The following is a 25,021-nucleotide window of genomic DNA, read 5'->3' on the forward strand; positions in this document are numbered from 1 at the left end:
ACCGGCGACAAAGGCCGCCGGTTGAGAAAGTCAGGCCGTATAGGCCTGTGCAATGCGATATTTTACGTCAAAAAAGCCGGCTTTCCGACTTATTGGACGATCTGGGCCAGTTCGCCGGCCTTGTAACGCTCGGCCATCTTCTCCAGCGGGATCGGCTTGATCTTGCTTGCCTGGCCTTCGCAGCCAAACGCCAGGAAGCGCGCCTTGCACACTTCCATCGCCGCTTCGCGCGCCGGCTTCAGGTAGTCGCGCGGGTCGAACTTCGACGGATTCTGGAACATGTATTTGCGGATCGCGGCCGTCATCGCCAGGCGGATGTCGGTGTCGATATTGATCTTGCGGACGCCGTGCTTGATGCCCTCTTGAATCTCTTCGACCGGCACGCCGTAGGTTTCCTTCATGTCGCCGCCGAATTCGCGGATGATGGCCAGCAGTTCCTGCGGCACCGACGACGAGCCGTGCATCACCAGGTGCGTGTTCGGGATGCGGGCGTGGATTTCCTTGATGCGGTCGATCGCCAGGATGTCGCCGGTCGGCTTGCGGGTGAACTTGTAGGCGCCGTGCGAAGTGCCGATTGCGATGGCCAAAGCGTCGCACTGGGTGCGCTTGACGAAGTCGGCCGCCTGGTCGACGTCGGTCAGCAGCTGTTCGCGGGTCATGGTGCCGTCCGCGCCGTGGCCGTCTTCCTTGTCGCCCTTCATGGTTTCCAGCGAGCCCAGCACGCCCAGCTCGGCTTCGACGGTCACGCCGATCGAGTGCGCGAACTTGACCACTTCTTTCGACACTTCGACGTTGTACTCATAGCTGGCGACGCTCTTGCCGTCGGCCTCGAGCGAACCGTCCATCATCACCGACGAGAAGCCCGAACGGATCGCGGCCATGCAGACGGCCGGCGACTGCCCGTGGTCCTGGTGCATGACGACCGGGATGTGCGGGTAGGCCTCGACGGCGGCGTCGATCAGGTGACGCAGGAAGGCTTCGCCCGCGTACTTGCGTGCGCCGGCCGAGGCTTGCATGATGACCGGGCTGTTGGCAGCGTCGGCGGCGGCCATGATGGCCTGCACCTGCTCCAGGTTGTTGACGTTGAATGCCGGCAGGCCGTAACCGTTTTCGGCGGCGTGGTCCAGCAATTGACGCAATGATACGAGTGCCATGGTTGTACTCCAAAACAATAAAGAAACTTGTCCGGGAATCCCGAATGCCGAGCGCGGCGCCGTCCGTCCTGGACAGCGCCGGGCAAATGCCGCTACTGCGCCTCAGGCTACTCGTTGATTCCCTTTAATCAAACTCGCCAACGCGCACGATCTTGAGCGCATTGGTGCCACCGGCCTGCCCCATCGGCGAGCCCCAGGTGACGACGATCAGGTCGCCCTTGCGTACGAACCCTTCTTTCATCAAGAGTTCCTCGGCCTTGCGCAGCACCGCGTGGCTGCCGCCTTCCTGCGGCAGATTGAATGCTCGCACGTTGCGGTACAGCGACGCCTTGCGCTGCGTCGCCTGCAGCGGGGTCAGGGCGAAGATCGGGGTGTCGATGCTGTGACGGCTCATCCACAGCGCGGTCGAGCCCGACTCGGTCAGCGCCACGATCGCCTTCACGGCCAGGTGGTGGGCGGTGAACAGCGTGCCATAGGCAATGGTCTGGTCGATGCGGGTGAACTGCTTGTTCAGGAAGTCGACGTCGATCTTGTTGTATTCGGACTGCTCGGCTTCGACGCAGATCGCGGCCATCATCTCGACGGTCTCGATCGGGTACTTGCCCGATGCGGTCTCGGCCGAGGTCATGACGGCGTCGGTGCCGTCCAGCACGGCGTTGGCCACGTCCGACACTTCGGCGCGGGTCGGCACGGCGTTGACGATCATCGACTCCATCATCTGGGTCGCGGTAATCGCCAGCTTGTTCGAGTCGCGCGCCATGCGGATCATGCGCTTCTGCAGCGCCGGCACGGCGGCGTTGCCGACTTCGACCGCCAGGTCGCCGCGGGCGACCATGATGCCGTCCGACGCGTCCAGGATCTCTTGCAGCAGCGGAATCGCTTCGGCACGCTCGATCTTGGCGATCATCATCGGCTTGTGGCCGTACGGCTCGCCGGCGATGTTCGCCAGCTGGCGCGCCATTTCCATATCGGTCGCGCTCTTCGGGAACGAGATGGCGAGGTAGTCGGCCTGGAAGGTCATCGCGGTCTTGATGTCTTCCATGTCCTTCGAGGTCAGCGCCGGCGCGGTCAGGCCGCCGCCCTGGCGGTTGATGCCCTTGTTGTTCGACAGTTCACCGCCAACCTTGACCGTGGTATAGATCTCGTGGCCCACGACACGGTCGACGATCAGGACGATCAGGCCGTCGTTCAGCAGCAGCTTGTCGCCCGGCTTGACGTCGCGCGGCAGCGCCTTGTAGTCCAGGCCAACGCGCTCCTGGTTGCCCAACTCGCCGTTATCGCCCCACTTGGCATCCAGGATGAAGCGGTCACCATTGTTCAAGAAGATCTTACCTTCTTCAAACTTACCGACGCGGATCTTCGGACCCTGCATATCGGCCATGATCGCCACTTCGCGGCCGCACTCCTCGGCGGCGCGCCGGATCAGCGCAGCACGATCGATATGGTCCTGCGCCTTCCCGTGCGAGAAGTTCAGGCGCACGACGTCGACGCCGGCGCGGATCATTTTGACGAGAATATCGAAGTCGGTCGAAGCAGGGCCGATGGTTGCGACGATCTTGGTGCCACGGTACATGGATTGTCCTTGTATAAAAACAAAGCGCAGACTGGCTGCGCTAGGGTCTCAGGCTAGTTCTAGTGGACGCTGCGTTGCAGCAGGATGTCGACCGCTGGCAGGGTTTTTCCTTCCAAGAATTCCAGGAAAGCGCCGCCGCCGGTCGAAATGTAGCCGATCTGGTCGGCAATCTTGTATTTTGCAATCGCGGCCAGGGTGTCGCCGCCACCGGCGATCGAGAAGCCCTGGGACTGGGCGATGGCCAGCGCCAGGGTCCTGGTGCCCTCGGCGAACTGGTCGAATTCGAAGACGCCGACCGGACCGTTCCAGACGATGGTGCCGGCCTTGGCGACCTGCCCGGCCAGCATGGCGGCGGTTTTCGGGCCGATGTCGAGGATCATGTCATCGTCCGCCACGTCGGCGACGTCCTTGACGGTCGCGGCCGCGGTCGGTGCGAACTCTTTCGCGCACACGACGTCGACGGGAATCGGCACCTGCGCGCCGCGCGCGGACATTTTCTCGATGATGGCCTTGGCTTCATCGACCAGGTCGTTCTCGACCAGCGACTTGCCGATGTTCAGGCCGACGGCCTTCATGAAGGTATTGGCGATGCCGCCGCCGACGACCAGGTTGTCGACCTTGTCGGCCAGGCTTTGCAGGATGGTCAGCTTGCTCGATACCTTCGAGCCGGCGACGATCGCCAGCAGCGGACGCTGCGGCTGGCCCAGGGCCTTGCCCAGGGCGTCCAGTTCGGCGGCCAGCAACGGGCCGGCGGCCACGATCGGCGCGAACTTGGCGATGCCGTGGGTGGTCGCTTCGGCGCGGTGGGCGGTGCCGAAGGCATCGTTCACATACACGTCGCACAGCTTGGCCATTTTCTGCGCCAGTTCGTCGCTGTTTTTCTTCTCGCCCTTGTTGACGCGGCAGTTCTCTAGCAGCACGACCGAGCCCGGCGCGACGTCGACGCCATCGACCCAATCCTGTTTCAGTTCGACGCTCTGGCCCAGCAGCTCGGACAGGCGCGTGGCGACCGGCGCCAGGCTGTCTTCCGGCTTGAATTCACCTTCAGTCGGACGGCCCAGGTGGGACGTCACCATCACCGCCGCGCCGGCCTTGACGGCGGCCTGGATCGCCGGCACCGAAGCGCGGATACGCGTGTCTTCAGTGATATTGCCAGCGTCATCTTGAGGGACGTTCAGGTCAGCGCGGATAAAGACGCGCTTGCCTTGCAGCGCTTGTTGATCGATCAGGTCTTGCAGGCGGGTGAAACGGAGAGCGTCCATTTGGTCGGCGTGGCAATAGTGAAAAAACGTCATTGTACATTAGCAGGCCTGCTAGCCGGCGGGGCCGAAAACGTGCAGTACACGCAACAGTGTAAATACAAGCATGCCGAATAAAATCGTTAGCAACATGTTACGGCGCCACATATAAAAGACGAAGGCGGCGAGGCCGGCCAGCAGTTTCGGGTTCGCCAGCGTAAGTTGCACGTCGCCTTGCGTATCGATCAGGAAGTCGGGCCCGATGATGGCCGCCAGCGCGCAGGCCGGGGCGTAGCGCAGCATTTCCTGTACCCGCGGCGGGATCGTCACGCGGTGGCCGATCATCCAGAACGAACTGCGGGTGGCGGCGGTGGCCACGCACAGCACGCCGATCACGACCCAGATTTCCCAGTCAGCCACGGCGCACCTTCGCTTTCGCAAACGTTTCTTCGATCACCATCGCGGTGACCATTCCTACCAGTACCGCCAGCAGCAGCCCCAGCTTGTATGGCAAGTCGTAGGCCAGCACCGAGATCGCCCCCGCCACCAGCACGCCGCACAGGGCCGCGTTATTGATCATCAGCGGCACCATGATGCACAGGATGGCCAGGGTGCCGGCAAAGCCGAGGCCCCATTCGGCCGGCACCGCGCTGCCGAGGAAGATGCCGATGATGGAGCCGATCTGCCAGGCGAACCAGTTCGGATACATCAGCCCCTTCAGGTAAGACAGCTTGCCCGCCACCGGCGCCAGGGTCGGATAGCGCTGCAGGAAGAGCGCGACGGTCAGGTCGCCCGAGATATAACCAAGATAAAAGCGTTGCTTCCATGGCAGGTGGGCGAAATGCGGCCCCAGCAGCGCCGAAAAGATCACGAAGCGCAGGTTGACCACCAGGGCGGTGGCGAAAATGACCCAGATCGGGGCCTGGGCGGCGATCAGCGGCAGCGAGGCCAGTTGGGCGGAGCCGGCGAACACCAACAAGGTCATGCCCAGCGATTGCGGCACCGACAGGCCGCTCTTGACCATGGCGATGCCGACTACCAGGCCCCAGGCGGCGATGCCGAACAGGGTCGGCAGGCCGGTCTTGAAACCTTCGTTCCAGGCGTCGCGGTTCGGCGCGTCGCCGATGGAGGCGGGAAGCTGGCCCGGATCGTCGGCCGCGCTCATGCAACAGACCGCGGCGCGTTCAGCACAGACATATCTGTGGCATTCTTGCAACGGCGGACGGGGATGTCGGCGAAGGCGGAAGGCTTGAAACGGTCGGGCATGAAACGCATGTATGGATGTGGCATGGTTGGACGCTCAATATAACAGGCGTCGATCATGCTCTTTATGCTGAACGCATTATTTTACGGTCATTTCGACAATAGAGCGAATCCGTTAAAATCCAGTCTTTGCCCAACTTGCCTGACGGAGAGAAACAGATGAATCAAAAGACGATGCCTGTGGTGGAGCTCACGGCCAAGGACCTGCCGGCCTATTGCCCCAACCCGGCAATGCCGCTGTGGTCCTCGCACCCGCGCGTCTTCCTCGACTTCGACCACCACGGCGAGGCCAAGTGCCCCTACTGCGGCACCCAGTACCGTCTGGCGCCGGGCACCGTGCTCAAGCACCACTGATTTTCTTTCCATGCGGCACGCGCGTCGTTACCTCCACTGGAGGTAACGACTTCCCGCGAAGGCGGGAACCCAAGTTCTTCCTAATGCACTACCCCGCTCCTTCGTGGCTGCCCGGCGGCCACCTGCAGACCATCTATCCGGCGACCTGCATCGCCAAGCCGCCGGTCGCCTACCGCCGCGAACGCTGGCACAGCGCGGACGGCGACTTCGTCGACCTCGACTTCGTGGACGGCCGGCCCGGCCAGCCGCTGGTGGTGCTGTTCCATGGCCTGGAAGGCAGTTCGAACAGCCATTACGCGCGCGGCCTGATGGCGGCGCTGGCGGCGCGCGGCTGGTCGGGCGTGGTGCCGCATTTTCGCGGCTGCTCCGGCGAAGCCAACCTGGCGCCGCGCTTCTATCACTCGGGCGACGCGAGCGAAGTCGACTGGATCGTGCGCAAGCTGCGTGCCTCCCACCAAGGCGCGCTGTATGCGGCCGGCGTCTCGCTGGGCGGCAATGCGCTGCTGCGCTGGCTGGGCGAATCGGGCCATGGCGCCGGGATCGTCGATGCGGCCTGCGCCGTGTCGGCCCCGCTCGACCTGGCGCGCGGGGGCGAAGCGCTGTCGTCCGGCTTCAATATGCTGTACACCCGGATGTTCCTGCAGACCCTCAAGCCGAAGTGCCTGGCCAAGCTGGAGCAATTTCCCGGCCTGTTCGACCGCGCCGCCCTGCTCGCCGCGCGCGACCTGTACGCCTTCGACAATGTCGTCACGGCGCCGCTGCACGGCTACCGCGACACCGACGACTACTGGCACCGCGCCAGCGCCCGCCATGTGCTGCACGACATCACGGTGCCGACACTGGTGCTTAATGCCCGCAACGATCCCTTCTTGCCGGGCATTCACCTGCCGACGTCGGCCTCGAACGCGGTGACGCTCGAGTATCCGGCGCAGGGTGGACACGTCGGCTTTGCCGTCGGCCCGTTCCCGGGACGGATCGACTGGCTGCCGGAACGTATCCTGCACCATTTCGACGCCGCGCAGGGCACGCAGGGCACGCGCGCGCTGGCGCCGGCCGAACCGTGCGATGCTGCCTGAATGGACGATATCGTAAAACAGGCAATGGCCAAGTGGCCGAACGTGCCCCACTGCTACGGTTGGCTCGCGCTCGACGCGCGCGGCGGCTGGCGCATGCGCGACGACGCGGCCCAGCGCGCCAACGCGGCGGGCGATCGCTTGAACAATCCGGCGCTGGTGGGTTTCATCAACCGCAACTACCTGCACGACGAGCGCGGCAACTGGTATTTCCAGAACGGGCCGCAGCGCGTGTACGTGAACCTGGAAGCCACGCCCTTCATCGCGCGCACCGATCCGCAGCAAGGGCTGGTGCTGCAGACCGGGCAGGCGCTGGCGGAGGTCGAGCGGGTCTGTCTGAGCGATGCCGGCGCGCTGGTGTTCGTGGCGGGCGAGACGGTGGCGCAGCTGGACGACCGCGACGTGGCCCAGGTGCTGGGCCTGCTCGAGCTCGACGGCGCCGCGGCCTCGGACGAGGCGGTGATGGCGTGGCTGCAAAATGGCGACGGTCGCCTGGTGCTGCCGTGGAACGGCAGGCCGCACGAAGTCGAACGGATGGCGGCCGACGACATCGCGTCCAGGTTCGGCTTCAACCGGACGCCGATGCCTTGAATCACTCCTCTTCGGCCTCTTCCTTCGCTTTCTTCTGTTTCTCCTGCAGCTCGCGCACGCGCGCATCGATGACCGCCTGGTCGTAGAACGACGCATCGCTGGCCTTGCGCGCCAGTTCGAGCTGGGCCATCGCCGCCGGCACGGCGCCGGCCAGCACGTACGATTCCGCCAGCGCCATGTGCTGCAGCGCGATCTTGCCCTGCTTGGCATAGGTCCTGGCCAGCATGTCGTGCAGCTTGCGTTCCTCCCGATACTGCTGGGCCTGGTCGCGCAGGAACAGCGCCGCCTCGTCGAACCGCTCGGTCGCGATCAGGGCCTGCGCGTACTGGTGCACGAGCGAGCGCGACAGCGGGAAGCGCTGGCGCGCCGCATCGGCGTCCTTGACCGCCTCTTCCAGCACGGACCTCGGCTGGCCCGGCGCCATCTTGATCTCCAGCGCCAGCCCGGCGAACATGGTCGCGCCATCGCCCACATTCGACGGCGCCACCGACAGCACCCCTTCGCGCGGCTTCATGGTCTCGAGCGCCTTGTCGAGCCAGCGCTGCGCGCCGGCCAGGTCGTTCTCCTTGAGCGCCAGATAGGCCAGGCCGTACTGGGCTCCGGCCTGCCACTGGCGGTGGGGCTGCTCCTTGAGCTGGGTCTCGAAGGCGGTGCGCGTGTCGCGCCGGCCCTGCTCGCTCCCGTCCTGCAGCACGCGGGTGCGCGCGCGCACCAGATGAAAATCGAGGCTGTCGATGCGCTGCTTCTTGGGAATCTCGCGGATGCGCGCCTGCATGTCGGTGATCCGATCCTGGGTCAGCGGGTGGCTGCTCAGGCTGGCCAGGCCGGGAGGCAGGTCGCCATACAGCCTGGAGGCGGCCTGCAGGCGCCGGAAGAAAGCGACGATGCCGGTGGTATCGTAGCCGCCCGCCTCCATGATCTGGAAGCCGACGCGGTCGGCCTCGCGCTCGGCGTCGCGGCTGAAGTTCAGCTGGCGCTGGACGGCCAGGCCCTGGCCTCCCATCAGCACGCCCATGGCCGCATCCGAGCTGGCCCGGGCCGCCAGCGCCGCCAGGATCATCGACGCCAGCGGCAGCAGGACGTCCTGGCGCTGCTGGCCCAGCCGGCGCGCGATATGGCGCTGGGTGACGTGGCCGATCTCGTGCGCCATCACGCCGGCCAGTTCCGATTCGGTCTGGGCCGCGATGATCAGGCCCGAGTGGGCGCCGATGAAGCCGCCCGGCATCGCGAACGCATTCAGGGCCGGATCGCGCACGGCGAAGAAGTGAAAGTCGGCATTGGTCTCGCCGCGCGCGCCGGGCACGGCGGCGACCAGGCCATTGCCGAAATTGTTCAGGTATTCGGAGATCGGCTCGTCGTCGAGGTAATCGCGATCGCGCCGGACGTCGCGCATGAATTCCTCGCCCAGCTTGCGCTCGACGACGGGCGACAGGTCGCCGCGCGCGGTGTCGCCGAGCGTGGGCAGGCGGGTCGAATCGGGCCGCCTGAACACGTCGGACTGCGCTGCAACGGGGAAGGCGGTCGCCATGCACAAGGCCATGACGGACAGGGAGGAGCGCCAGCGGCGCGTCATTGCTGGACGGACGACGGATTTCACGGTGCTATCATACCTGCATCCGCGCACATCTTGCTGCTCAGCGAACCATTTTGTAACCAGAACGTATTAACCGAGTAATGACGAATCCGATCCCGACCGCAGACCATTTGACCCACTTCGACGCCACCGGCCAGGCCCATATGGTCGACGTCGGCGCGAAACAGGACACGCACCGCACCGCGGTGGCGGCCGGGACCATCCGTATGAAGCCGGAGACGCTGGCCCTGATCACGTCGGGCAGCGCCAAGAAGGGCGACGTGATCGGCATCGCCCGCATCGCGGCGATCATGGCGTCCAAGCGCACCAGCGACCTGGTGCCGCTGTGCCATCCGCTGCCGATCACGCGCGTGACGGTGGATTTCGAGATCGACGAGGCGGCCAACAGCGTGCATTGCCGGGCGCAGGTGGAAACCATCGGCAAGACCGGGGTCGAGATGGAAGCACTCACTGCGGTGCAGGTGGGCCTGCTGACCGTGTACGACATGTGCAAGGCGGTCGATCGGGGGATGGTGATGACCAATGTGCGGGTGATGGAGAAGCACGGGGGCAAGAGCGGGGACTGGACCGCCGATATCGACGCCTGACCGGTTCGACAACTTGCCCAATGCTGTAGACAACGTCCATACTCGGCCTATACTGATGGGCGACGCCCAAAGCGTCTTTCCCCACTCCAACCTGCTATCTGCCCGAGAGGATGTGTCATGACGACCGCATACCCGCAGTTCACCGCAGCGACCGCCCAGCTGAACGCCCTGCCCTATCAAGATGCATTCCTGAAGATCGCTAATGTCTACGCGGATTCGACCCGCGCCAGCCTGGAGCAGCTCTGGATCAGCTCGTCCAAGATCATCATGGAAGAGACGATGAAGGCCTTCATCGCCGCTTCGCAGTCGTGCGCCGAAGCCTTGACCAGGAATGCCGTGTCGGTCCAGCAGCAGTCATTCGGCCGGCTCATCAGCGCCAACCAGAAGGCGGTCGAGATCATGGGGCAGAGCTTTGCCGACGCCATGGCGTCCGGCTGGAAACCCGCGCGCTGAGCACCGCGCTCCATCACTCGATAGGAGTCGACGATGGCAAGCAGCATCACTCCATTCCTGATGTTCGAAGGTTCGGCCGAGGAAGCGATGCGTTTCTATGTCTCGCTGTTCGCCCGCTCCGAAGTCAAGCAGATCGAGCACTACAAGAGCGGCGAAATGGGCCCCGAAGGGACCGTCAAGCGGGCCGATTTCTCCCTCGCCGGCCAGCCCGTGATCTGCATCGACAGTCCGGCCAAGCACGCGTTTACCTTCACACCATCCATGTCGCTGTTCGTGGAGTGCCAGGACGAGGCCGAGTTCGACACCGCCTTCGCCCGGCTAGCGGACGGCGGCAAGCTGCTGATGCCGCCGGATAATTATGGGTTCAGCCGCAAGTTCGGCTGGCTGAGCGACCGCTTTGGCGTTTCATGGCAGCTCAACCTGACCTGACTCGAGGGGGCTCGTTTTTCTTCTCTGGTCATCGGAGCCGGCAGGCGAATACGGCCGCCATTGACTTATTGCTACCAGCTGTCGGAAGCAAGCAGTGACATTAAGATACATTCCAGAGGTAAAGCTGCTGCTATCATGCCGGCTTTTCTCTGCGGCAATGGCCGCCCGCTTGTTTTACCGATATGAACAGCGCCCAAGCCCATGAGCTGAAGCCCCAGGAATACGAATTCGAAACGCTGAACATGCAGGTCGGCGTCCGCCTGCAGCTCATCACGCACCGGCGGCTCAAGCCGGTCGCGCATTTTTCCAGCCTCATCGGCTACGTCAGGGACGAGTACCTGATCCTCAAGATCCCCTTCGAGGACGGGGTGCCGATCGGACTGACCGAAGGCGAGCGCGTGACGATCCGGGTGTTTTCGGGCGTGAAAGTGTGTTCGTTCGCCTCCACGGTCGAGCGCGTTTTCAGCCGTCCCCTATTCTACGTCCATCTTTCATTCCCGACCTCGATCCAGGGCACCAGCCTGCGCGGCGCGATGCGGGTGCGCGCTGACCTGCCGGTGCGGGTGGCCGGCATGAAGGTCGCGGCGCCGATGGATTGCCAGCTGGCGAACGTGTCGGTGACGGGCGCCCGCATCGATTCGTCGCAGCCCTTGCCGCCCGATGAAGACATCGTGGATCTGCGGTTCGCGCTGATGGTCCCGCCCGACAACCGGGAAACCCAGGTGCGCACCCGGGCCAGCATCCGGAACCTGGCGGTCGGCAAGCCGGCGGACGGCCAGGCCGAGATGTACAGCTATGGCGTGCAGTTCATCGATCTCGATCCGGTCCACTACACGCTGCTGCAGAACATGACTTACGAGGCGCTGCTGGCCGACCGCGGCAAGATCGTCTAGGCCCAGCCTTTCGGCAACGGCAATCCTTCCTCGATCGCCAGCCTTTCCATCGCCGCCTCCAGCACCACCCGCGCGCGGCCCGATGCCAGCGCCAGCTCGGCGTGCAGCGCCGCGTCTTGCGGGTTGCGCGAGGCGCACTGCTGGCTGTAGCGCTCGAAGCTTCCCACCATCAACAGCAGGTCCGACAGGTGGCGCGGACACTCGCAGGTCAGGCGATTGCCGGCCGCCGTGATATTGGCCAGGTCTTCGTCGGCGAAGCGCGGCGGCGCCACGGCCGCCGTCAGCGGCTCCTGCAGCGGCGGGCGATGACCGGTCAGGGCCGACTGGCACAGCAGCGCCAGTTCATTCAGGTCGGCCGGAATGCGCGCCACCAGGCAACCTTGCGCGCGCAAGGCGCGAATGGTGGCGCTCGAGCAGAAGCGGTACAGCACGACGACCGCCCCGACGCCGGCCGCATCGCGCGCGGCGGCGATGGCCGGCAGCGCCCGTTCGTCGAGTTCGGATTGTTCGATCACCAGCACGTCGGCGCCTGCATCATCCTGCAACATGTCCGCCGCCTGCGCGAGGTCGGCGCAATGGCCGCGCACGTCCAGCCCCAGGGCGCCCTGCCCCATGGCGGCCACGCGCCGCGCCAGCATGGCGCCGACCAGCAGCACCCGCACCGGGGCCGCCGCCACGGCCCTGGCCTGGCCGTCCAGGCCCAGCATCGATTGCAGCTGGTCGCGGTTGAGGCCGGCGAGCACGCCGATCGAATGCCCCTGGTCGACCAGCTGCTTGAGCAGGCCAAGGCGCGTCACCTGTTCGGCCGAGTACAGGCGCTGGCCGCGCTCGGAGCGCTGGGCATCCGACAGGCTGTAGCGGCGCTCCCATACGCGCAGGGTTTCCACCGGCAGACCAGCCAGCCGGGCGGCGGCGCCGGTGCGGTACATGATCCTTTCTTGTCCCGTTTTAAGAAAATCCGTCATTACACGTCCCGAAGTTGAACCATATTTTTGAAACCGCATGGTGTCATAGAATCGAAAAAAATGCATTTCCAGTACTCAACAGTGTCTGGGCCGGCTTTCCAGTAGCGCTTCACATGCCTGTAATGCAACGTGGTAAATTGCCAGCTTGCATGCGGCACCCTGCCGCGGCACTGATCGACGAGGATGGAATGACATTTCGCTTGCTGACGATGGCGGCGGCCCTGCTGGCCGCCACCACCGCAACGGCCGCGCCGCGCGGCTTTACCGTGGAAGACCTGGTCAATATGGAACGGGTCGGCAGCCCGGCCGTGTCGCCGGACGCCACGCGCGTGATCTATACCGTGCGCAGCACGGACATGGAAAAAAACCGCGGCAATACCCAACTGTGGATGGTCGACCTGCGCGCCGCCAAGCCTGCGCCGCAGCGCCTGACCCAGCATGCGTCCAGCAGCAGCGACCCGGAATGGTCGCCTTCGGGCGACGCCGTCTATTTCCTGTCGGCGCGCTCGGGTTTGTCGCAGGTATGGCGCCAGTCGGTCGCCGGCGGCGAGGCGGTGCAGGTGACGAACCTGCCGCTGGACGTCGACAACTTCCGCCTCGCGCCAGGCGGCGACCGCCTGGCGTTCAGCCTGGCCGTGTTCCGCGACTGCACCGACCTGGCCTGCACCAAATCGCGCCTGGATGCCAAAGAGAAGGACAAGACCACCGGCAAGGTCTATGACCGCCTGTTCGTGCGTCACTGGGACACCTGGAACGACCACCGCAACGCGGTGCTGTTCTCGGCGCCGCTGGGTGCCGATGGCAAGGTCGGCGGCGAACCGGTCAGCCTGTCCGGCTCGCTCGACGGCGACGTGCCGTCGAAGCCATTCGGCGACCGCGAGGAGTACCGCTTCAGCCCGGACGGCAAGACCATCGTTTTCTCGGCGCGCATCGCCGGCAAGACCGAAGCCTGGTCGACCAACTTCGACCTGTACAGCGTGCCGGCCGCAGGCGGCGCGGCGCCGCGCAACCTGACCCAGGAGAATCCGGCCTGGGATACCAAGGGCACCTTCTCGCCGGATGGCCGCACCCTGGCCTATCTCGCGATGGCGCGTCCCGGCTTCGAGGCCGACCGCTACCAGGTCATGCTGATGGACGTGGCCACCGGCCAGAAGCGCAAGCTGGCGGCCGACTGGGACCGCTCGGCCGGCAACCTGGTGTGGCGTGCGGACGGCAAGGCGCTGATCGTCGATGCCGAAGACATCGGCCAGCACCGCCTGTTCTCGATCGATGTCGCCAGCGGCAAGGTGACGCCGCTGACCGACAAGGGTGCAGTGGGCGCCTATGACTTGCGGCGCGACACGCTGGTGTACACCCACGCCAACCTGCAGTCGGGCGCGCAGCTGTTCTCGATGAAGCTGGGCGGCAAGCCGAAGCAGCTGACCGATCTGAACACGGAACGCTTGAAGGACGTGCGCTTTGGCGAGTCGGAGCAGTTCTCGTTTGCCGGCGCCAATGGCGAGACCGTGTACGGCTACGTGATGAAGCCGTGGAATGCGCAGCCGGGCCAAAAGTATCCGGTCGCCTTCATCGTCCACGGCGGCCCGCAGGGCAGCTTCGGCAACAGCTGGAGTTATCGCTGGAATCCACAGGTGTATGCGGGCGCGGGTTATGCGGCCGTGTTCATCGACTTCCATGGCTCGACCGGCTATGGCCAGAAGTTCACCGATTCGATCAGCAACGACTGGGGCGGCAAGCCGCTGGTCGACCTGCAGAAGGGCTATGACGCGGCGGTGCAGAAATTCCCGTGGCTCGATCGTTCACGCGATTGCGCGCTGGGGGCGTCGTATGGCGGCTATATGATGAACTGGATCGCGGGTAACTGGTCGGATGAGTTCAAGTGCATCGTCAACCATGATGGCGTGTTCGATACGCGCGGCATGGCGTACTCGACCGAGGAGCAGTGGTTTACCGATTGGGAGAGCGGCGGGCCTTACTTCAAGGTGCCGGAAAACCATGAGCGCTTCAATCCGGTTCATCATGTGAACAAGTGGAAGACGCCGATGCTCGTGATTCAGGGGGATCTGGACTTCCGGATTCCTACCGCGCAGGCGCTGGGGACCTTTACTGCGCTGCAGCGCATGGGTGTCGAGAGCAAGCTGCTGGTGTTCCCGGATGAGAATCACTGGGTGCTCAAGCCGGCGAACTCGGTGCAGTGGCATCACACTGTGGTGGGGTGGTTGGATCAGTATTTGAAGACGCAGCCTGCTACGAAGTAAGGCTGGAATGTAAAAAGCCCGCTGTGAAGCGGGCTTTTTTACTATGCGGAACCCTGATTAGCCGCCATTATTACTCGGTTTCAGTAGTATCCGGCGGATTGTTCTTCGTAATCACGTCAAGTGCAGCCGCGTTGGTGATGTTCGTGACCGAATTGGTCCAGATAACGGTCGCGTCGCTCACGTCCGGGGTCATAACAATGGCGGGATCAGTACCGAAGTCGGAGCCGATGCCATCTTGCAGTCCAATAGTGATCGTACCAGCAGCAACGTTCACGCTGGCGACTTCGTTCGTTGGGGTGAAATCTGCAGCCGCAATAATGTTGTTCGAGCCGCTGTTGCAGTTAGTTTCCACGCCGCCGTTTTCTTGGATGCAAACGCCAACGGCAGTCTTAACCGACGAAACACTCGCAAGCGCTGCAGTAACTTTCGAGCGGACGGTGTAATTGCTGTACTGGGGAATTGCAACAGCTGCCAAAATGCCGATAATCGCAACGACGATCATCAGTTCGATCAGGGTGAAGCCGCCTTGGGCGTTTTTGCTTGGCATTTGCTTGAAGTTCATTTTTCTCTCCAGGAATGGTATTTCAAAAAGGTTGACTACGAATCTTGTACTGCTCAGCTGCTACGCTTTCCTATATGCAAGCGGCGTGCCAGCTCCGAAGTACCAAGAAACGGTCGATTTTATGAATAAGGAGATAACAAAACGCTGTGCCACGACAAAATTTGGCGGCTCAGGTGACAAAATTTGTCAGTGAAGCACGGCAATTTTTGTCAGGCGACGAAAAATGGAAGCTCAAGTGGAAACGGGGAGCCGAAGCTCCCCGTCCTAGCTGTCGATCAAGAGATCGTCAGAATTACAGCATCGCCTTCAGCAGACGCGCCATTTCCGACGGGTTCTTGGTGACCTTGATGCCGCAGGCTTCCATGATTTCCAGCTTGGCTTGCGCGGTGTCGGCGCCGCCCGAGATCAGCGCGCCGGCGTGGCCCATGCGCTTGCCCGGAGGCGCGGTCACGCCAGCGATGAAGCCAACCACTGGCTTCTTCATGTTGTCCTTGATCCAGTGAGCGGCGTTCGCTTCGTCAGGACCGCCGATTTCGCCGATCATGATGACCGCGTCGGTGTCAGGATCGTCGTTGAACATGCGCATCACGTCGATGTGCTTCAGGCCGTTGATCGGGTCACCGCCGATGCCGACTGCCGACGATTGGCCCAGGCCCAGCGCGGTCAGCTGGCCGACTGCTTCATAGGTCAGGGTGCCCGAACGCGACACGACGCCGATACGGCCCTTCTTGTGGATGTGGCCCGGCATGATGCCGATCTTGATTTCGTCAGGGGTGATCAGGCCTGGGCAGTTCGGGCCCAGCAGCAGGGTCTTGGAACCGGCTTTCGCCATGCGATCCTTGATTTCCATCATGTCGCGGACAGGGATGCCTTCGGTGATGCAGATTGCCAGGTCCAGCTCGGCTTCAACGGCTTCCCAGATGGCGGCGGCTGCGCCTGCCGGTGGGACGTAGATGACCGACACGGTGGCGCCGGTTTCCGACTTGGCTTCCTTGACCGATGCGTAGATTGGAATGCCTTCGAAATCTTCACCGGCTTTCTTCGGGTTCACGCCTGCGACGAAGGCTTCCTTGCCGTTCGCGTAGTCGCGGCACATACGGGTGTGGAATTGGCCGGTCTTGCCGGTGATGCCCTGGGTGATGACTTTGGTGTCTTTGTTGATCAGAATCGACATTTTTATTTCCTTAGCGAATTAGGCTTTACCAGCGGCGGCGGCGACGACCGACTTCGCTGCGTCTTCCATCGTGTCTGCGGCGATGATTGGCAGACCCGAGTCAGCCAGCATCTTCTTGCCCAGGTCTTCGTTGGTGCCCTTCATGCGCACGACCAGCGGCACTTGCAGCGACACGGCTTTCGATGCGGTGATCACGCCTTCGGCGATGACGTCGCAACGCATGATGCCGCCGAAGATGTTGACCAGGATGGCCTTCAGTTCCGGGTTCTTCAGCATGATCTTGAAGGCTTCGGTCACTTTCTCGGCCGTGGCGCCACCGCCCACGTCCAGGAAGTTGGCCGGCTCGCCGCCGAACAGCTTGATGGTGTCCATGGTGGCCATGGCCAGGCCGGCGCCGTTCACCAGGCAGCCGATGTTGCCGTCCAGCGAGATGTAAGCCAGGTCGAATTTCGATGCTTCGACTTCGGCTGGATCTTCTTCGTCCAGGTCGCGGTAGGCGACGATCTCTGGGTGACGGAACAGCGCGTTGGCGTCGAAGTTGAATTTCGCGTCCAGGGCGATGATCTTGCCCGAGCCGGTCACGATCAGCGGGTTGATTTCTGCCAGCGATGCGTCGGTATCCCAGTAGGCTTTGTACAGGCCTTGCAGGTTGGCGCGTGCGTCGGCGATCGAGCCCTCCGGCACGCCGATCTTGGCGGCGATGCTGTCGGCGTCGGCGTCGGTCAGGCCGACGGCCGGATCGATCACGACGTTGTGGATTTTTTCAGGATTGCTGTGCGCGACTTCTTCGATGTCCATGCCGCCTTCCGACGACGCCATCAGCACGACCTTCTGGGTCACGCGGTCGGTGACCAGCGAGACGTACAGTTCCTGCTTGATGTCGGCGCCTTCTTCGATCATCAGGCGACGCACTTTCTGGCCTTCCGGGCCGGTCTGGTGGGTCACCAGCTGCATGCCCATGATCTGGTCAGCGTATTCCTTGACTTGTTCGATCGACTTGGCGACCTTGACGCCACCGCCCTTGCCACGGCCACCAGCGTGGATCTGGGCCTTGACCACCCAGACCGGACCGCCCAGTTCTTCAGCTGCCTTGACAGCCTCTTCCACCGACATGCACGGAATGCCGCGCGGAACGGTCACCCCGAATTTTCGGAGGATCTCTTTGCCCTGGTACTCATGGATCTTCATGCTGGCTTCCCTTCTTCTATTACTGAATTAGAAATACGGTTGAACTACAAAAAATAAAACGACGAACGCTAACCCGAGACGGCCTTGATCGACCAGCGTGGGTAGTATTTGGCCACGGCAGGGCCGTCGCTGCGCAGGGCGTGGCAACGGTCGAGCTCAAATGGACGGTCGGTTGACGAGCCGCCGAGCCCGCCTGGGGCATCGACATTGTCGTCAGCAAAGGCTTGCAAGGCTGCGGTTGGCAGCACCTGGGCCAATTCGGTCAAATGGGTGCAGCCGAGCACGCCGGATAGGCGGTCTTTCAGATGCAACCGGAAATGGTTCACGAGCGAGAGCCCGATCAACTTCTTGTAGGCAGGGCCGATGGTATCGCAATAGCCCGGATACGGGACGGCATCGGATGCGGCTTCGGCATCGACGATGTTGAGGTCGCGGTCAATGGTCACGCGCAGCTTGAGGTCGTGCACCGGCGTGCCGCCGGGCCGTTCGCCGGAAGCAAGCGCGACAGTACGCGTCTTCACATCGCGGATGCTGGCATCGAGGTCCCACAAGCCATCGTCGCGCGCGAACGCTTCGACTGTGATGGCGCGCGTATGCCGGAGCGAGCGCGATACGGGAGGTGACAAAGGCATAAATACCAGTGCCGTCGAGACGGCGGTTAGTGATGCAGCCGGTGTGCTTCGTGCACGTTGCCGCAGCTTCTGCGACAACAACCGCTCATGCGGCGCTGCTTAAACCCGCAAAGTTTAGCACAGCGTCCACAGCGGCGCATGGGAAAGAAAGGTTAGTAAGGGATACTACGAGGAGATGAAGGGACTTCGGGGGAATATGACGGCGCGTTTGCCGCTTATATTATTCGCCCGTCTTTAATGCGAGTCGCCAAGCCATTCACGACGTGAATGAAAGATATGTGGTTGGGATAGGATCAGTCAGTGATCGGACGGTCAGGCGTAACAAAGCGCCAGCGTGCAGCGCCATCGCCCGTTGAGGAATATGCCCTAGGCATATCGGGAGATGGCGCTCCACGCTGGCGCCTGGAGAGGTATGGCCGCCAGATCAGCGTCACGGACATGAAGTCCTTCGAGGCACGCTGTAATGACGTACATCTTAGTCAAAGGCACGCTGTAATGACGCATATTGTAGTTGAACGCGTGGACGGAAAATCCGTCCACCCTACGACAACTCGTCGTCCGCAGGGCTACCTTGCATTGCCACCCGCGCCGCGCGCTGGGAAAAGCCGCGCTGCAACAGGAAGCGCATCTGCTTGGCCCGCATTGCCGCGTCGGTGGCGACGGTGCCGAACTTGCGCTGCCAGACTTCGACGGCGCGCGCGGTCTCGCTGTCGGACAGCCCAGCCTTGATCTCGACCAGTGCATCGCCGGTGACGCCATGGCTTTGCAGCTCCGCCACCACACGGCTGTTGCCGTAGCGGCTGGCCTTACGGTTGATCAGGGACTCGGCAAAACGTTCTTGCGACAGCCAGTTATTCTTTTCAAGGAAATCCAGGAGGGCGTCGACGTCTTCGTCTTCCTGGGCATACTTGGCCAGCTTGCGCCGCAACTCGAACCGGCTGTGCTCGCGCTGCGACAGATAGCGCAGCGCGCGCGCCTTGAGGCTCAGTACGGGTGCTGGCATGGCAACACCATCGTCGACAACATGGCGCGAACAGCCACGGCGCTACCTTGCCGCGCCGCCCTCGCCAGACGATTACTCACCAACAGCCTGCAGCTTCGGCTTGTCGTCGCCACCGGCTGCCACCGGCGGCAGTTCACGCACGCCCAGGGCGGCGCGGACCTTGTTTTCGATCTCACGCGCCAGGGCTGGGCGATCCACCAGGAACTGACGGGCGTTGTCCTTGCCCTGGCCGATGCGCTCGCCGTTATAGCTGTACCACGAGCCCGATTTCTCGACGATCTTGTTGTCGGCGCCCAGGTCCAGGATTTCGCCTTCGCGCGAGGTGCCTGCTCCGTACAGGATGTCGAAGTGGGCTTCCTTGAACGGTGGCGCGATCTTGTTCTTGACGACCTTGACCTTGGTTTCGTTACCGATCACTTCGTCGCCCGACTTGATCGAACCGGTACGACGGATGTCCATGCGCACGGAGGCGTAGAACTTCAGTGCGTTACCGCCGGTGGTCGTCTCTGGGCTGCCGAACATGACGCCGATCTTCATGCGGATCTGGTTAATGAAGATCACCAGCGTGTTGGTGCGGTTGATCGAACCGGTCAGCTTGCGCAGTGCTTGCGACATCAGGCGCGCCTGCAGGCCCGGCAGCGAATCGCCCATGTCGCCTTCGATCTCGGCGCGCGGGGTCAGTGCCGCCACCGAGTCGATGACCACCAGGTCGACGCTGCCCGAACGCACCAGTGCGTCGGTGATTTCGAGCGCCTGTTCGCCGGTATCCGGCTGCGAGATCAGCAGGTCGCCCAGGTTGATGCCCAATTTTTGGGCATAGGTCACGTCGAGCGCGTGCTCGGCGTCGATGAAGGCGCAGGTGCCGCCCAGTTTTTGCATCTGGGCGATGGTCTGCAGGGTCAGGGTGGTTTTACCCGACGATTCAGGGCCGTAGATCTCGACGATACGGCCGCGCGGCAGGCCGCCGACGCCCAGCGCGATGTCGAGGCCCAGCGAGCCGGTGGAAACAGTCTGCACTTCCTCGACCGGTGCGCTGGTGTCCATGCGCATGACCGAGCCCTTGCCGAACTGCTTTTCGATTTGCGCCAGGGCGGCTGCCAGCGCCTTGCCTTTTTCAGAGGCGTTCAATGCGGATTTTTTGTCGTCCATGGTGTACTTTCAATCGTGGAGTAGGCAAGGTGTGGGCGCGCACGCGCACTTCAAGAGTCACTACTGTATAAAAATCCAGTGGTTTTTGCAAGCACTAATACGTGGCCATCTTGTCAAGAAATGGGGCCAGGCTCGCATTGTTGCGACAAATCAAACACAATACGGGTCTGAGTTTGTCTAACGCGATAACCGAGGTGCCATTATGCGAATTCTGCTCGCTGAAGATGATAGCGTACTTGCCGACGGCCTGACGCGATCCTTGCGCCAGTCCGGCTATGCCATCGATTACGTCAAGAACGGCCAGGATGCCGACACCGCCCTTTCCACCCAGGAGTTCGACCTGCTCATCCTCGACCTCGGCCTGCCGAAGATGTCGGGGCTCGAGGTGCTGCGCCGCCTGCGCGCCCGCGCCTCGCTGCTGCCGGTCCTGATCCTCACCGCCGCCGATTCCGTCGAGCAGCGCGTGGAGGGCCTCGACCTGGGCGCCGACGACTACATGGCCAAGCCGTTCGCCCTGTCCGAACTCGAGGCGCGGGTGCGCGCCCTCACCCGCCGCGGCGCCGGCGGCGGCCCGACCGTGGTGCGCCACGGCCCGCTGGTCTACGACCAGGTCGGCCGCAGCGCCTACATCAACGACCAGATGCTCGACCTCTCGGCGCGCGAGCTCGGCCTGCTCGAAGTGCTGCTGGCGCGCACCGGTCGTCTGGTATCCAAAGAACAATTGGTTGACCACTTGTGCGAATGGGGCGAGGAAGTTTCGAACAACGCGATCGAGGTCTACGTGCACCGCCTGCGCAAGAAGATCGAAGTCGGCGGCGTGCGCATCGCCACCGTGCGCGGCCTGGGCTACTGCCTCGAGAAATTCTCCGAGGCCGCCGCCAGCGCCTCCGCCGAGCGCAGCGCTGCAACCGCAACGGCAACCGTCGCCGACAGGTGAACGAACGCGACGCCGGCTTGACGCCCTGGCCCGAGCACGGGTCGGCTTCTGCCCCGGCCGCGCCGGCCGAGCCGACCTACGTCCCGCCGAATCCCGAGCCGGACGAGAACATCCGCCATTCGCTGTTCGGCGAGATCCTCGACTGGATGCTGGCCCCGCTGCTGCTGCTGTGGCCGATGAGCATCGCCATCACCTATCTCGTCGCCAAGTCGATCGCCAACCAGCCGTTCGACGACGCGCTCGAAGACCGGGTCACGGTGCTGGGCCAGCAGATCCGCAGCGTGGCCGGCAAGGCCGCCGGCCAGCTGCATCCGTCCGGCCGCGACATCCTGCGCGCCGACGACGTCGACAGCGTCTATTACCTGCTGGCCGGGCCCGACGGCGAGCTGCTGGACGGCGACCGCGACCTGCCGCGGCCGCGGATGAACGCCGACGACGAGCATGCGCGCAGCGGCGCGGTCGAGTTCCGCAACGACAGCATCCACGGCACGCCGATCCGGGTCGCCTACACCTACATCAACCTCGACCCATTGCACGAGCGTTCCCCGCAGCCGCCGCTCGAACCGCCGCTGGCCCTGGTGCAGGTGGCCGAGACGCTCGACAAGCGCGCGCACCTGGCCGGCGAGATCATCAAGGGCGTGATCCTGCCCCAGTTCATCATCCTGCCGGTGATCCTGGCGCTGGTCTGGTTCGCGCTGTCGCGCGGCCTGACCCCGCTGGCCGAGCTGCAGCAGCGCATCCGGGCGCGGCCCCAGGACGACCTGTCGCCGATCGATCCACGCCAGGTGCCCGAAGAAATCTCGCCGCTGGTCGGCTCCTTCAACGACATGCTCGAGCGCCTGGGCGAATCGGTGGCGATGCAGAAGCGCTTCATCGCCGACGCCGCGCACCAGATGAAGACCCCGTTGGCCGGCATGCGCATGCAGTCCGAGCTGGCCCTGCGCCAGCTCGACCCGGCCGAGATCCACCGCTCGCTGGAACAGCTGGCCAAGAGTTCGGAGTCGGCCACGCGCCTGGTGAACCAGCTGCTGGCGCTGGCGCGCGCCGAAAACCAGCCGCAGGCCGGCCTGGCCTTCGCCGAGATCGACCTGCCGCGCCTGGCCCGCGAGACGGTGCAGGACTGGGTGCAGGCCTCGTTCGCGGGCGAGATCGACCTGGGCTTCGAGCCGCCCACCGCCGACGAAGGCCCGGTCGTCATCGCCGGCCAGCCGCTGATGCTGCGCGAACTGCTGTCGAACCTGATCGACAATGCGCTGCGCTACACGCCGGCCGGCGGCAGCGTCACGGTGCGCGTGCGGCGCGACGGCGCCGGCGGACCGGCCCTGCTCGAGGTCGAGGACACCGGCCCCGGCATCGCCCCGAGCGAGCGCGAACGCGTGTTCGAGCGCTTCTACCGCATCCTGGGCAGCAATACCCAGGGCAGCGGCCTGGGCCTGGCGATCGTGCGCGAGATCGCGCGGCAGCACGGCGCCGAGATCGACATCTTCAACAACCCGCGCAGCCACTCCGCGCGCTTCCCGGGCAGCCTGTTCCGCCTGACCTTCCCTCCTCCGCTCCATGAACCCGACGCCGCCCCTTGACCCCCACCATGACGCCGCGGCGCGGCGCCGTTGCGCCAACGCCATGCACTGGGAGCGCACCCGCAAGATGACCCTGCTGCTGCTGGCGCTGTGGCTGGCGACCGGCTTCGGCACCGTGTTCTTCGCGCGCGAGCTGGCGCGCTTCGAGGTGTTCGGCTGGCCGCTGTCGTTCTACATGGCGGCGCAAGGCGCCTCGCTGGTGTCGCTGGCCATCATCGGCTTCTATGCCTGGCGCATGCGCCGGCTCGACCGCGACGCTGCGGCCAATACTGCGGCGGGCGCCGGGGATGCGCCACGATGAGCGGCAAACCGCCTTATTTCAGCAAGCTGGCGCGCTACTACCTGTGGTACACCGGCTGCTTCGCGCTGTTCCTGGTCGCCGTCGCCCTGCTCGAGCAGGAAGGCATGCCGCGCCTGTGGATCGGCCACCTGTTCATGTTCGCCACCATCGCCCTGTACGCGATCATCGGCGTGATCTGCCGCACCTCGAGCGTCACCGAATACTACGTCGCCGGGCGGCGCGTGCCGGCCATGTTCAACGGCATGGCCACCGCCGCCGACTGGATCTCGGCGGCCAGCTTCATCAGCCTGGCCGGGGGCCTGTATCTGCAGGGCTTCGACGGCCTGGCCTTCATCATGGGCTGGACCGGCGGCTTCGTGCTGGTCGCGCTGCTCATCGCGCCCTACCTGCGCAAGTTCGCGCAGTACACCGTGCCCGACTTTTTGGCGGCGCGCTACGGCGGTGGAAGTGGGGACAAAGGCGGAGGCCGCGGCGCCCCGGTGCGCGCGCTGGCGGTCGGCGCCACCATCCTGGTCTCGTTCACCTACGTGGTGGCGCAGATCTACGCGGTCGGCCTGATCGCCTCGCGCTTCACCGGCGTCGACTTCTCGGTCGGAATCTTCCTGGGCCTGGCGAGCATCCTGGTGTGCTCGTTCCTGGGCGGGATGCGCGCCATCACCTGGACCCAGGTGGCGCAGTACATCATCCTGCTGGTCGCCTTCCTGATTCCGACCATGTGGCTGTCGGCCAAGCACGCCGACAATCCGATCCCCGCGGTGGCGTATGGCTCGCTGCTGCCCAAGCTGACCGCGCGCGAAGCCGAACTGGCGCGCGACCCGCGCGAAGAACAGGTGCGCGCCGAGTTCCGCCGCAGGGCCGATGAATACGCGGCGCGGCTGGACGCGCTGCCCGAATCGTGGGAGACCGGCAAGCTGGACGCCCAGCGCCAGCTGGCGGCGGCGCGCGCGCGCAACGCCTCGCTGACCGAGGTGCGCCAGGCCGAGCGCGCGCTGGCCACCTATCCCAACTCGGTGGATGAGGCGCGCTCGCAATGGAGCGAGCGGCGCGACGCCAACCTGGCGCGCGCCCGGCCGCCCGAGCCGCACGCCGAGCCCTTCCCCGGCGCCACGAAGGAAGAATCGGACGAGCGCCGCAATAACTTTTTGGCGGTGGTGTTCTGCCTGATGTTCGGCACCGCGGCGCTACCCCACATCCTGATGCGGGCCTACACCACGCCGTCGGTGAACGACACCCGGGTTTCGGTGTTCTGGACCCTGTTCTTCATCCTGCTGGTGTACCTGACGATTCCGGCGCTGGCGGTGCTGGCCAAGTACGACATCTATACCTCGCTGGTCGGCAGCGACTTCTCGGCGCTGCCCACCTGGATCTCGTACTGGGCCAACGTGGACAAGGCCAATCCCCTGGTGAGCGTGGCCGACATCAACGGCGACGGCATCGTGCAGCTGGCCGAATTCGCGATCGACGCCGACGTGCTGGTGCTGGCCACGCCCGAGATCGGCGGCCTGCCCTACGTGATCGCGGGCCTGGTCGCGGCCGGCGGCCTGGCGGCGGCGCTGTCGACCGCCGACGGCCTGTTGCTGGCGATCTCCAACGCGCTGTCGCACGACGTCTACTACAAGATGGTCAACCCGGGCGCCTCGACCCAGAAGCGGGTGACGATTTCCAAGCTGCTGCTGCTGGGGGTGGCCTTCATCGCCGCCTACGTGGCCTCGCAAAAGCCGGCCGACATCCTGTCACTTGTCGCGGCGGCGTTCTCACTTGCTGGTTCGACGCTCTTTCCGGTGCTGGTGCTGGGCGTGTTCTGGAAGCGCGCCAATCACCAGGGGGCGATCGCCGGGATGCTGGTCGGGTTCGCGGTCTGCCTGTACTACATGCTGCGCGCCAGTCCGGCGCTGGGCGGCAACCTGGGCGATGCCTGGTTCGGCATCCTGCCGATGGCGGCCGGCGTGTTCGGGGTGCCGGCCGGGATGCTGACGGTGGTGGTGGTCAGCCTGCTCACCGCGCCGCCCGGCCGCGGCAGCGAGGGCATGGTCGACTACATCCGGGCGCCGGAGTGACTTCAAGGTGAGA

General features: G+C 64.2%; 25 protein-coding genes. 12 read left to right on the forward strand and 13 right to left on the reverse strand.

Annotated features, from left to right (window positions below; all coding sequences use genetic code 11):
- Window positions 1-89: 89 nt before the first annotated feature.
- The 5 genes from fba to KY496_RS15930 all read right to left on the reverse strand — a co-directional run bounded on the left by fba (window position 90) and on the right by KY496_RS15930 (window position 5,130).
- Entirely contained in the window at window positions 90-1,154 is a 1,065-nt protein-coding gene (gene fba, locus KY496_RS15910; protein ID WP_005664998.1) for a class II fructose-bisphosphate aldolase, read from the reverse strand.
- A gap of 124 nt (window positions 1,155-1,278) precedes the next feature.
- Window positions 1,279-2,727 carry a pyruvate kinase gene (pyk, locus tag KY496_RS15915; protein ID WP_071361259.1) on the reverse strand — a complete coding sequence of 483 codons (1,449 nt, stop codon included), beginning with the start codon at window positions 2,725-2,727 and terminating at the stop codon, window positions 1,279-1,281.
- Between the two features lie 59 nt (window positions 2,728-2,786).
- Window positions 2,787-3,989: a phosphoglycerate kinase gene (locus tag KY496_RS15920; RefSeq protein WP_219861490.1), complete on the reverse strand. Its 1,203-nt coding sequence runs from the start codon at window positions 3,987-3,989 to the stop codon at window positions 2,787-2,789.
- Between the two features lie 51 nt (window positions 3,990-4,040).
- Complete coding sequence (locus KY496_RS15925; RefSeq protein ID WP_005664992.1) at window positions 4,041-4,385, reverse strand: AzlD domain-containing protein; 345 nt, start codon at window positions 4,383-4,385, stop codon at window positions 4,041-4,043.
- Window positions 4,378-5,130: an AzlC family ABC transporter permease gene (locus KY496_RS15930; protein WP_005664991.1), complete on the reverse strand. Its 753-nt coding sequence runs from the start codon at window positions 5,128-5,130 to the stop codon at window positions 4,378-4,380. Before KY496_RS15930 ends, KY496_RS15925 begins: the two co-directional genes overlap by 8 nt.
- A 257-nt stretch (window positions 5,131-5,387) precedes the next feature.
- Here KY496_RS15930 and KY496_RS15935 point away from each other — a divergent pair, with 257 nt between their 5' ends.
- From KY496_RS15935 to KY496_RS15945, 3 genes are all read left to right on the forward strand, one after another.
- Complete coding sequence (locus tag KY496_RS15935; RefSeq protein WP_005664989.1) at window positions 5,388-5,582, forward strand: zinc-finger domain-containing protein; 195 nt, start codon at window positions 5,388-5,390, stop codon at window positions 5,580-5,582.
- Window positions 5,583-5,665: 83 nt separating this feature from the next.
- Window positions 5,666-6,658, forward strand: coding sequence for a YheT family hydrolase (locus KY496_RS15940; RefSeq protein ID WP_219861492.1), 993 nt, complete (start codon window positions 5,666-5,668; stop codon window positions 6,656-6,658).
- Window positions 6,659-7,246, forward strand: a complete 588-nt coding sequence (locus KY496_RS15945; RefSeq protein WP_184236639.1) for a DUF2946 family protein — start codon at window positions 6,659-6,661, stop codon at window positions 7,244-7,246.
- 1 nt (window position 7,247) lies between these two features.
- Here the strand turns inward: KY496_RS15945 and KY496_RS15950 are convergent, their stop codons facing one another.
- Window positions 7,248-8,819: a M48 family metalloprotease gene (locus KY496_RS15950; protein ID WP_219865125.1), complete on the reverse strand. Its 1,572-nt coding sequence runs from the start codon at window positions 8,817-8,819 to the stop codon at window positions 7,248-7,250.
- A 101-nt stretch (window positions 8,820-8,920) separates the two neighbouring features.
- On the opposite strand from KY496_RS15950, the gene moaC reads away from it, so the two are divergent.
- The 4 genes from moaC (at window position 8,921) to KY496_RS15970 (ending at window position 11,202) form a co-directional block, all read left to right on the forward strand.
- Complete coding sequence (gene moaC / locus KY496_RS15955) at window positions 8,921-9,427, forward strand: cyclic pyranopterin monophosphate synthase MoaC (RefSeq protein ID WP_005664981.1); 507 nt, start codon at window positions 8,921-8,923, stop codon at window positions 9,425-9,427.
- A 117-nt stretch (window positions 9,428-9,544) separates the two neighbouring features.
- Window positions 9,545-9,880 carry a hypothetical protein gene (locus KY496_RS15960; protein WP_005664979.1) on the forward strand — a complete coding sequence of 112 codons (336 nt, stop codon included), beginning with the start codon at window positions 9,545-9,547 and terminating at the stop codon, window positions 9,878-9,880.
- A gap of 33 nt (window positions 9,881-9,913) precedes the next feature.
- Window positions 9,914-10,309, forward strand: coding sequence for a VOC family protein (locus KY496_RS15965; RefSeq protein ID WP_005664977.1), 396 nt, complete (start codon window positions 9,914-9,916; stop codon window positions 10,307-10,309).
- Between the two features lie 182 nt (window positions 10,310-10,491).
- A complete protein-coding gene (locus KY496_RS15970) occupies window positions 10,492-11,202 on the forward strand; it encodes a flagellar brake protein (RefSeq protein WP_184236636.1) in 711 nt (236 codons plus the stop codon).
- Here KY496_RS15970 and KY496_RS15975 read toward each other — a convergent pair.
- Window positions 11,199-12,131 (reverse strand): MerR family transcriptional regulator, encoded by a 933-nt coding sequence (locus KY496_RS15975; RefSeq protein ID WP_157225439.1) that lies wholly within the window; start codon window positions 12,129-12,131, stop codon window positions 11,199-11,201. The two genes, KY496_RS15970 and KY496_RS15975, sit on opposite strands and share 4 nt — an antisense overlap.
- A 224-nt stretch (window positions 12,132-12,355) precedes the next feature.
- Here KY496_RS15975 and KY496_RS15980 point away from each other — a divergent pair, with 224 nt between their 5' ends.
- Window positions 12,356-14,425, forward strand: coding sequence for a S9 family peptidase (locus KY496_RS15980; protein ID WP_219861496.1), 2,070 nt, complete (start codon window positions 12,356-12,358; stop codon window positions 14,423-14,425).
- 70 nt (window positions 14,426-14,495) lie between these two features.
- Here KY496_RS15980 and KY496_RS27300 read toward each other — a convergent pair whose 3' ends face one another.
- From KY496_RS27300 to recA, 6 genes are all read right to left on the reverse strand, one after another.
- Window positions 14,496-14,987 carry a prepilin-type N-terminal cleavage/methylation domain-containing protein gene (locus KY496_RS27300; protein ID WP_219861498.1) on the reverse strand — a complete coding sequence of 164 codons (492 nt, stop codon included), beginning with the start codon at window positions 14,985-14,987 and terminating at the stop codon, window positions 14,496-14,498.
- Window positions 14,988-15,279: 292 nt separating this feature from the next.
- Complete coding sequence (sucD, locus tag KY496_RS15990; RefSeq protein WP_005664967.1) at window positions 15,280-16,161, reverse strand: succinate--CoA ligase subunit alpha; 882 nt, start codon at window positions 16,159-16,161, stop codon at window positions 15,280-15,282.
- Window positions 16,162-16,179: 18 nt separating this feature from the next.
- Complete coding sequence (gene sucC, locus KY496_RS15995; RefSeq protein WP_219861500.1) at window positions 16,180-17,349, reverse strand: ADP-forming succinate--CoA ligase subunit beta; 1,170 nt, start codon at window positions 17,347-17,349, stop codon at window positions 16,180-16,182.
- 68 nt (window positions 17,350-17,417) lie between these two features.
- Window positions 17,418-17,981 (reverse strand): DUF2889 domain-containing protein, encoded by a 564-nt coding sequence (locus KY496_RS16000; protein ID WP_005664964.1) that lies wholly within the window; start codon window positions 17,979-17,981, stop codon window positions 17,418-17,420.
- Between the two features lie 541 nt (window positions 17,982-18,522).
- On the reverse strand, window positions 18,523-18,984 hold the full coding sequence (gene recX / locus KY496_RS16005; RefSeq protein ID WP_005664963.1) for a recombination regulator RecX: 462 nt from the start codon (window positions 18,982-18,984) through the stop codon (window positions 18,523-18,525).
- Between the two features lie 72 nt (window positions 18,985-19,056).
- Complete coding sequence (gene recA, locus KY496_RS16010; RefSeq protein WP_005664962.1) at window positions 19,057-20,133, reverse strand: recombinase RecA; 1,077 nt, start codon at window positions 20,131-20,133, stop codon at window positions 19,057-19,059.
- A 202-nt stretch (window positions 20,134-20,335) separates the two neighbouring features.
- Here recA and KY496_RS16015 point away from each other — a divergent pair, with 202 nt between their 5' ends.
- The 4 genes from KY496_RS16015 to KY496_RS16030 are packed head-to-tail and all read left to right on the forward strand — an operon-like array spanning window position 20,336 to window position 25,008.
- Entirely contained in the window at window positions 20,336-21,070 is a 735-nt protein-coding gene (locus tag KY496_RS16015) for a response regulator transcription factor (protein ID WP_005664960.1), read from the forward strand.
- The gene (locus KY496_RS16020; RefSeq protein ID WP_083415269.1) at window positions 21,067-22,650 is read left to right on the forward strand and encodes a sensor histidine kinase; all 1,584 of its coding nucleotides are present in this window, start codon (window positions 21,067-21,069) and stop codon (window positions 22,648-22,650) included. The genes KY496_RS16015 and KY496_RS16020 overlap by 4 nt, the downstream gene beginning before the upstream one ends.
- On the forward strand, window positions 22,628-22,951 hold the full coding sequence (locus KY496_RS16025) for a DUF4212 domain-containing protein (RefSeq protein WP_071361243.1): 324 nt from the start codon (window positions 22,628-22,630) through the stop codon (window positions 22,949-22,951). Before KY496_RS16020 ends, KY496_RS16025 begins: the two co-directional genes overlap by 23 nt.
- Window positions 22,948-25,008, forward strand: a complete 2,061-nt coding sequence (locus KY496_RS16030) for a sodium:solute symporter family protein (protein ID WP_219861502.1) — start codon at window positions 22,948-22,950, stop codon at window positions 25,006-25,008. Before KY496_RS16025 ends, KY496_RS16030 begins: the two co-directional genes overlap by 4 nt.
- Window positions 25,009-25,021 lie beyond the last annotated feature (13 nt).

The organism is Massilia sp. NP310, from assembly GCF_019443485.1.
GTDB lineage: Bacteria > Pseudomonadota > Gammaproteobacteria > Burkholderiales > Burkholderiaceae_D > Telluria > Telluria timonae.

Bases quoted from the DNA above. Each gene is read 5' to 3' on its own strand.
- fba (WP_005664998.1), bottom strand. From the start codon at position 1,154: ATGGCACTCGTATCATTGCGTCAATTGCTGGACCACGCCGCCGAAAAC.
- pyk (WP_071361259.1), bottom strand. From the start codon at position 2,727: ATGTACCGTGGCACCAAGATCGTCGCAACCATCGGCCCTGCTTCGACC.
- KY496_RS15920 (WP_219861490.1), bottom strand. From the start codon at position 3,989: ATGGACGCTCTCCGTTTCACCCGCCTGCAAGACCTGATCGATCAACAA.
- KY496_RS15930 (WP_005664991.1), bottom strand. From the start codon at position 5,130: ATGAGCGCGGCCGACGATCCGGGCCAGCTTCCCGCCTCCATCGGCGAC.
- KY496_RS15935 (WP_005664989.1), top strand. From the start codon at position 5,388: ATGAATCAAAAGACGATGCCTGTGGTGGAGCTCACGGCCAAGGACCTG.
- KY496_RS15940 (WP_219861492.1), top strand. From the start codon at position 5,666: ATGCACTACCCCGCTCCTTCGTGGCTGCCCGGCGGCCACCTGCAGACC.
- KY496_RS15945 (WP_184236639.1), top strand. From the start codon at position 6,659: ATGGACGATATCGTAAAACAGGCAATGGCCAAGTGGCCGAACGTGCCC.
- KY496_RS15950 (WP_219865125.1), bottom strand. From the start codon at position 8,819: ATGACGCGCCGCTGGCGCTCCTCCCTGTCCGTCATGGCCTTGTGCATG.
- moaC (WP_005664981.1), top strand. From the start codon at position 8,921: ATGACGAATCCGATCCCGACCGCAGACCATTTGACCCACTTCGACGCC.
- KY496_RS15960 (WP_005664979.1), top strand. From the start codon at position 9,545: ATGACGACCGCATACCCGCAGTTCACCGCAGCGACCGCCCAGCTGAAC.
- KY496_RS15965 (WP_005664977.1), top strand. From the start codon at position 9,914: ATGGCAAGCAGCATCACTCCATTCCTGATGTTCGAAGGTTCGGCCGAG.
- KY496_RS15970 (WP_184236636.1), top strand. From the start codon at position 10,492: ATGAACAGCGCCCAAGCCCATGAGCTGAAGCCCCAGGAATACGAATTC.
- KY496_RS15975 (WP_157225439.1), bottom strand. From the start codon at position 12,131: ATGTACCGCACCGGCGCCGCCGCCCGGCTGGCTGGTCTGCCGGTGGAA.
- KY496_RS15980 (WP_219861496.1), top strand. From the start codon at position 12,356: ATGACATTTCGCTTGCTGACGATGGCGGCGGCCCTGCTGGCCGCCACC.
- KY496_RS27300 (WP_219861498.1), bottom strand. From the start codon at position 14,987: ATGAACTTCAAGCAAATGCCAAGCAAAAACGCCCAAGGCGGCTTCACC.
- sucD (WP_005664967.1), bottom strand. From the start codon at position 16,161: ATGTCGATTCTGATCAACAAAGACACCAAAGTCATCACCCAGGGCATC.
- sucC (WP_219861500.1), bottom strand. From the start codon at position 17,349: ATGAAGATCCATGAGTACCAGGGCAAAGAGATCCTCCGAAAATTCGGG.
- KY496_RS16000 (WP_005664964.1), bottom strand. From the start codon at position 17,981: ATGCCTTTGTCACCTCCCGTATCGCGCTCGCTCCGGCATACGCGCGCC.
- recX (WP_005664963.1), bottom strand. From the start codon at position 18,984: ATGCCAGCACCCGTACTGAGCCTCAAGGCGCGCGCGCTGCGCTATCTG.
- recA (WP_005664962.1), bottom strand. From the start codon at position 20,133: ATGGACGACAAAAAATCCGCATTGAACGCCTCTGAAAAAGGCAAGGCG.
- KY496_RS16015 (WP_005664960.1), top strand. From the start codon at position 20,336: ATGCGAATTCTGCTCGCTGAAGATGATAGCGTACTTGCCGACGGCCTG.
- KY496_RS16025 (WP_071361243.1), top strand. From the start codon at position 22,628: ATGAACCCGACGCCGCCCCTTGACCCCCACCATGACGCCGCGGCGCGG.
- KY496_RS16030 (WP_219861502.1), top strand. From the start codon at position 22,948: ATGAGCGGCAAACCGCCTTATTTCAGCAAGCTGGCGCGCTACTACCTG.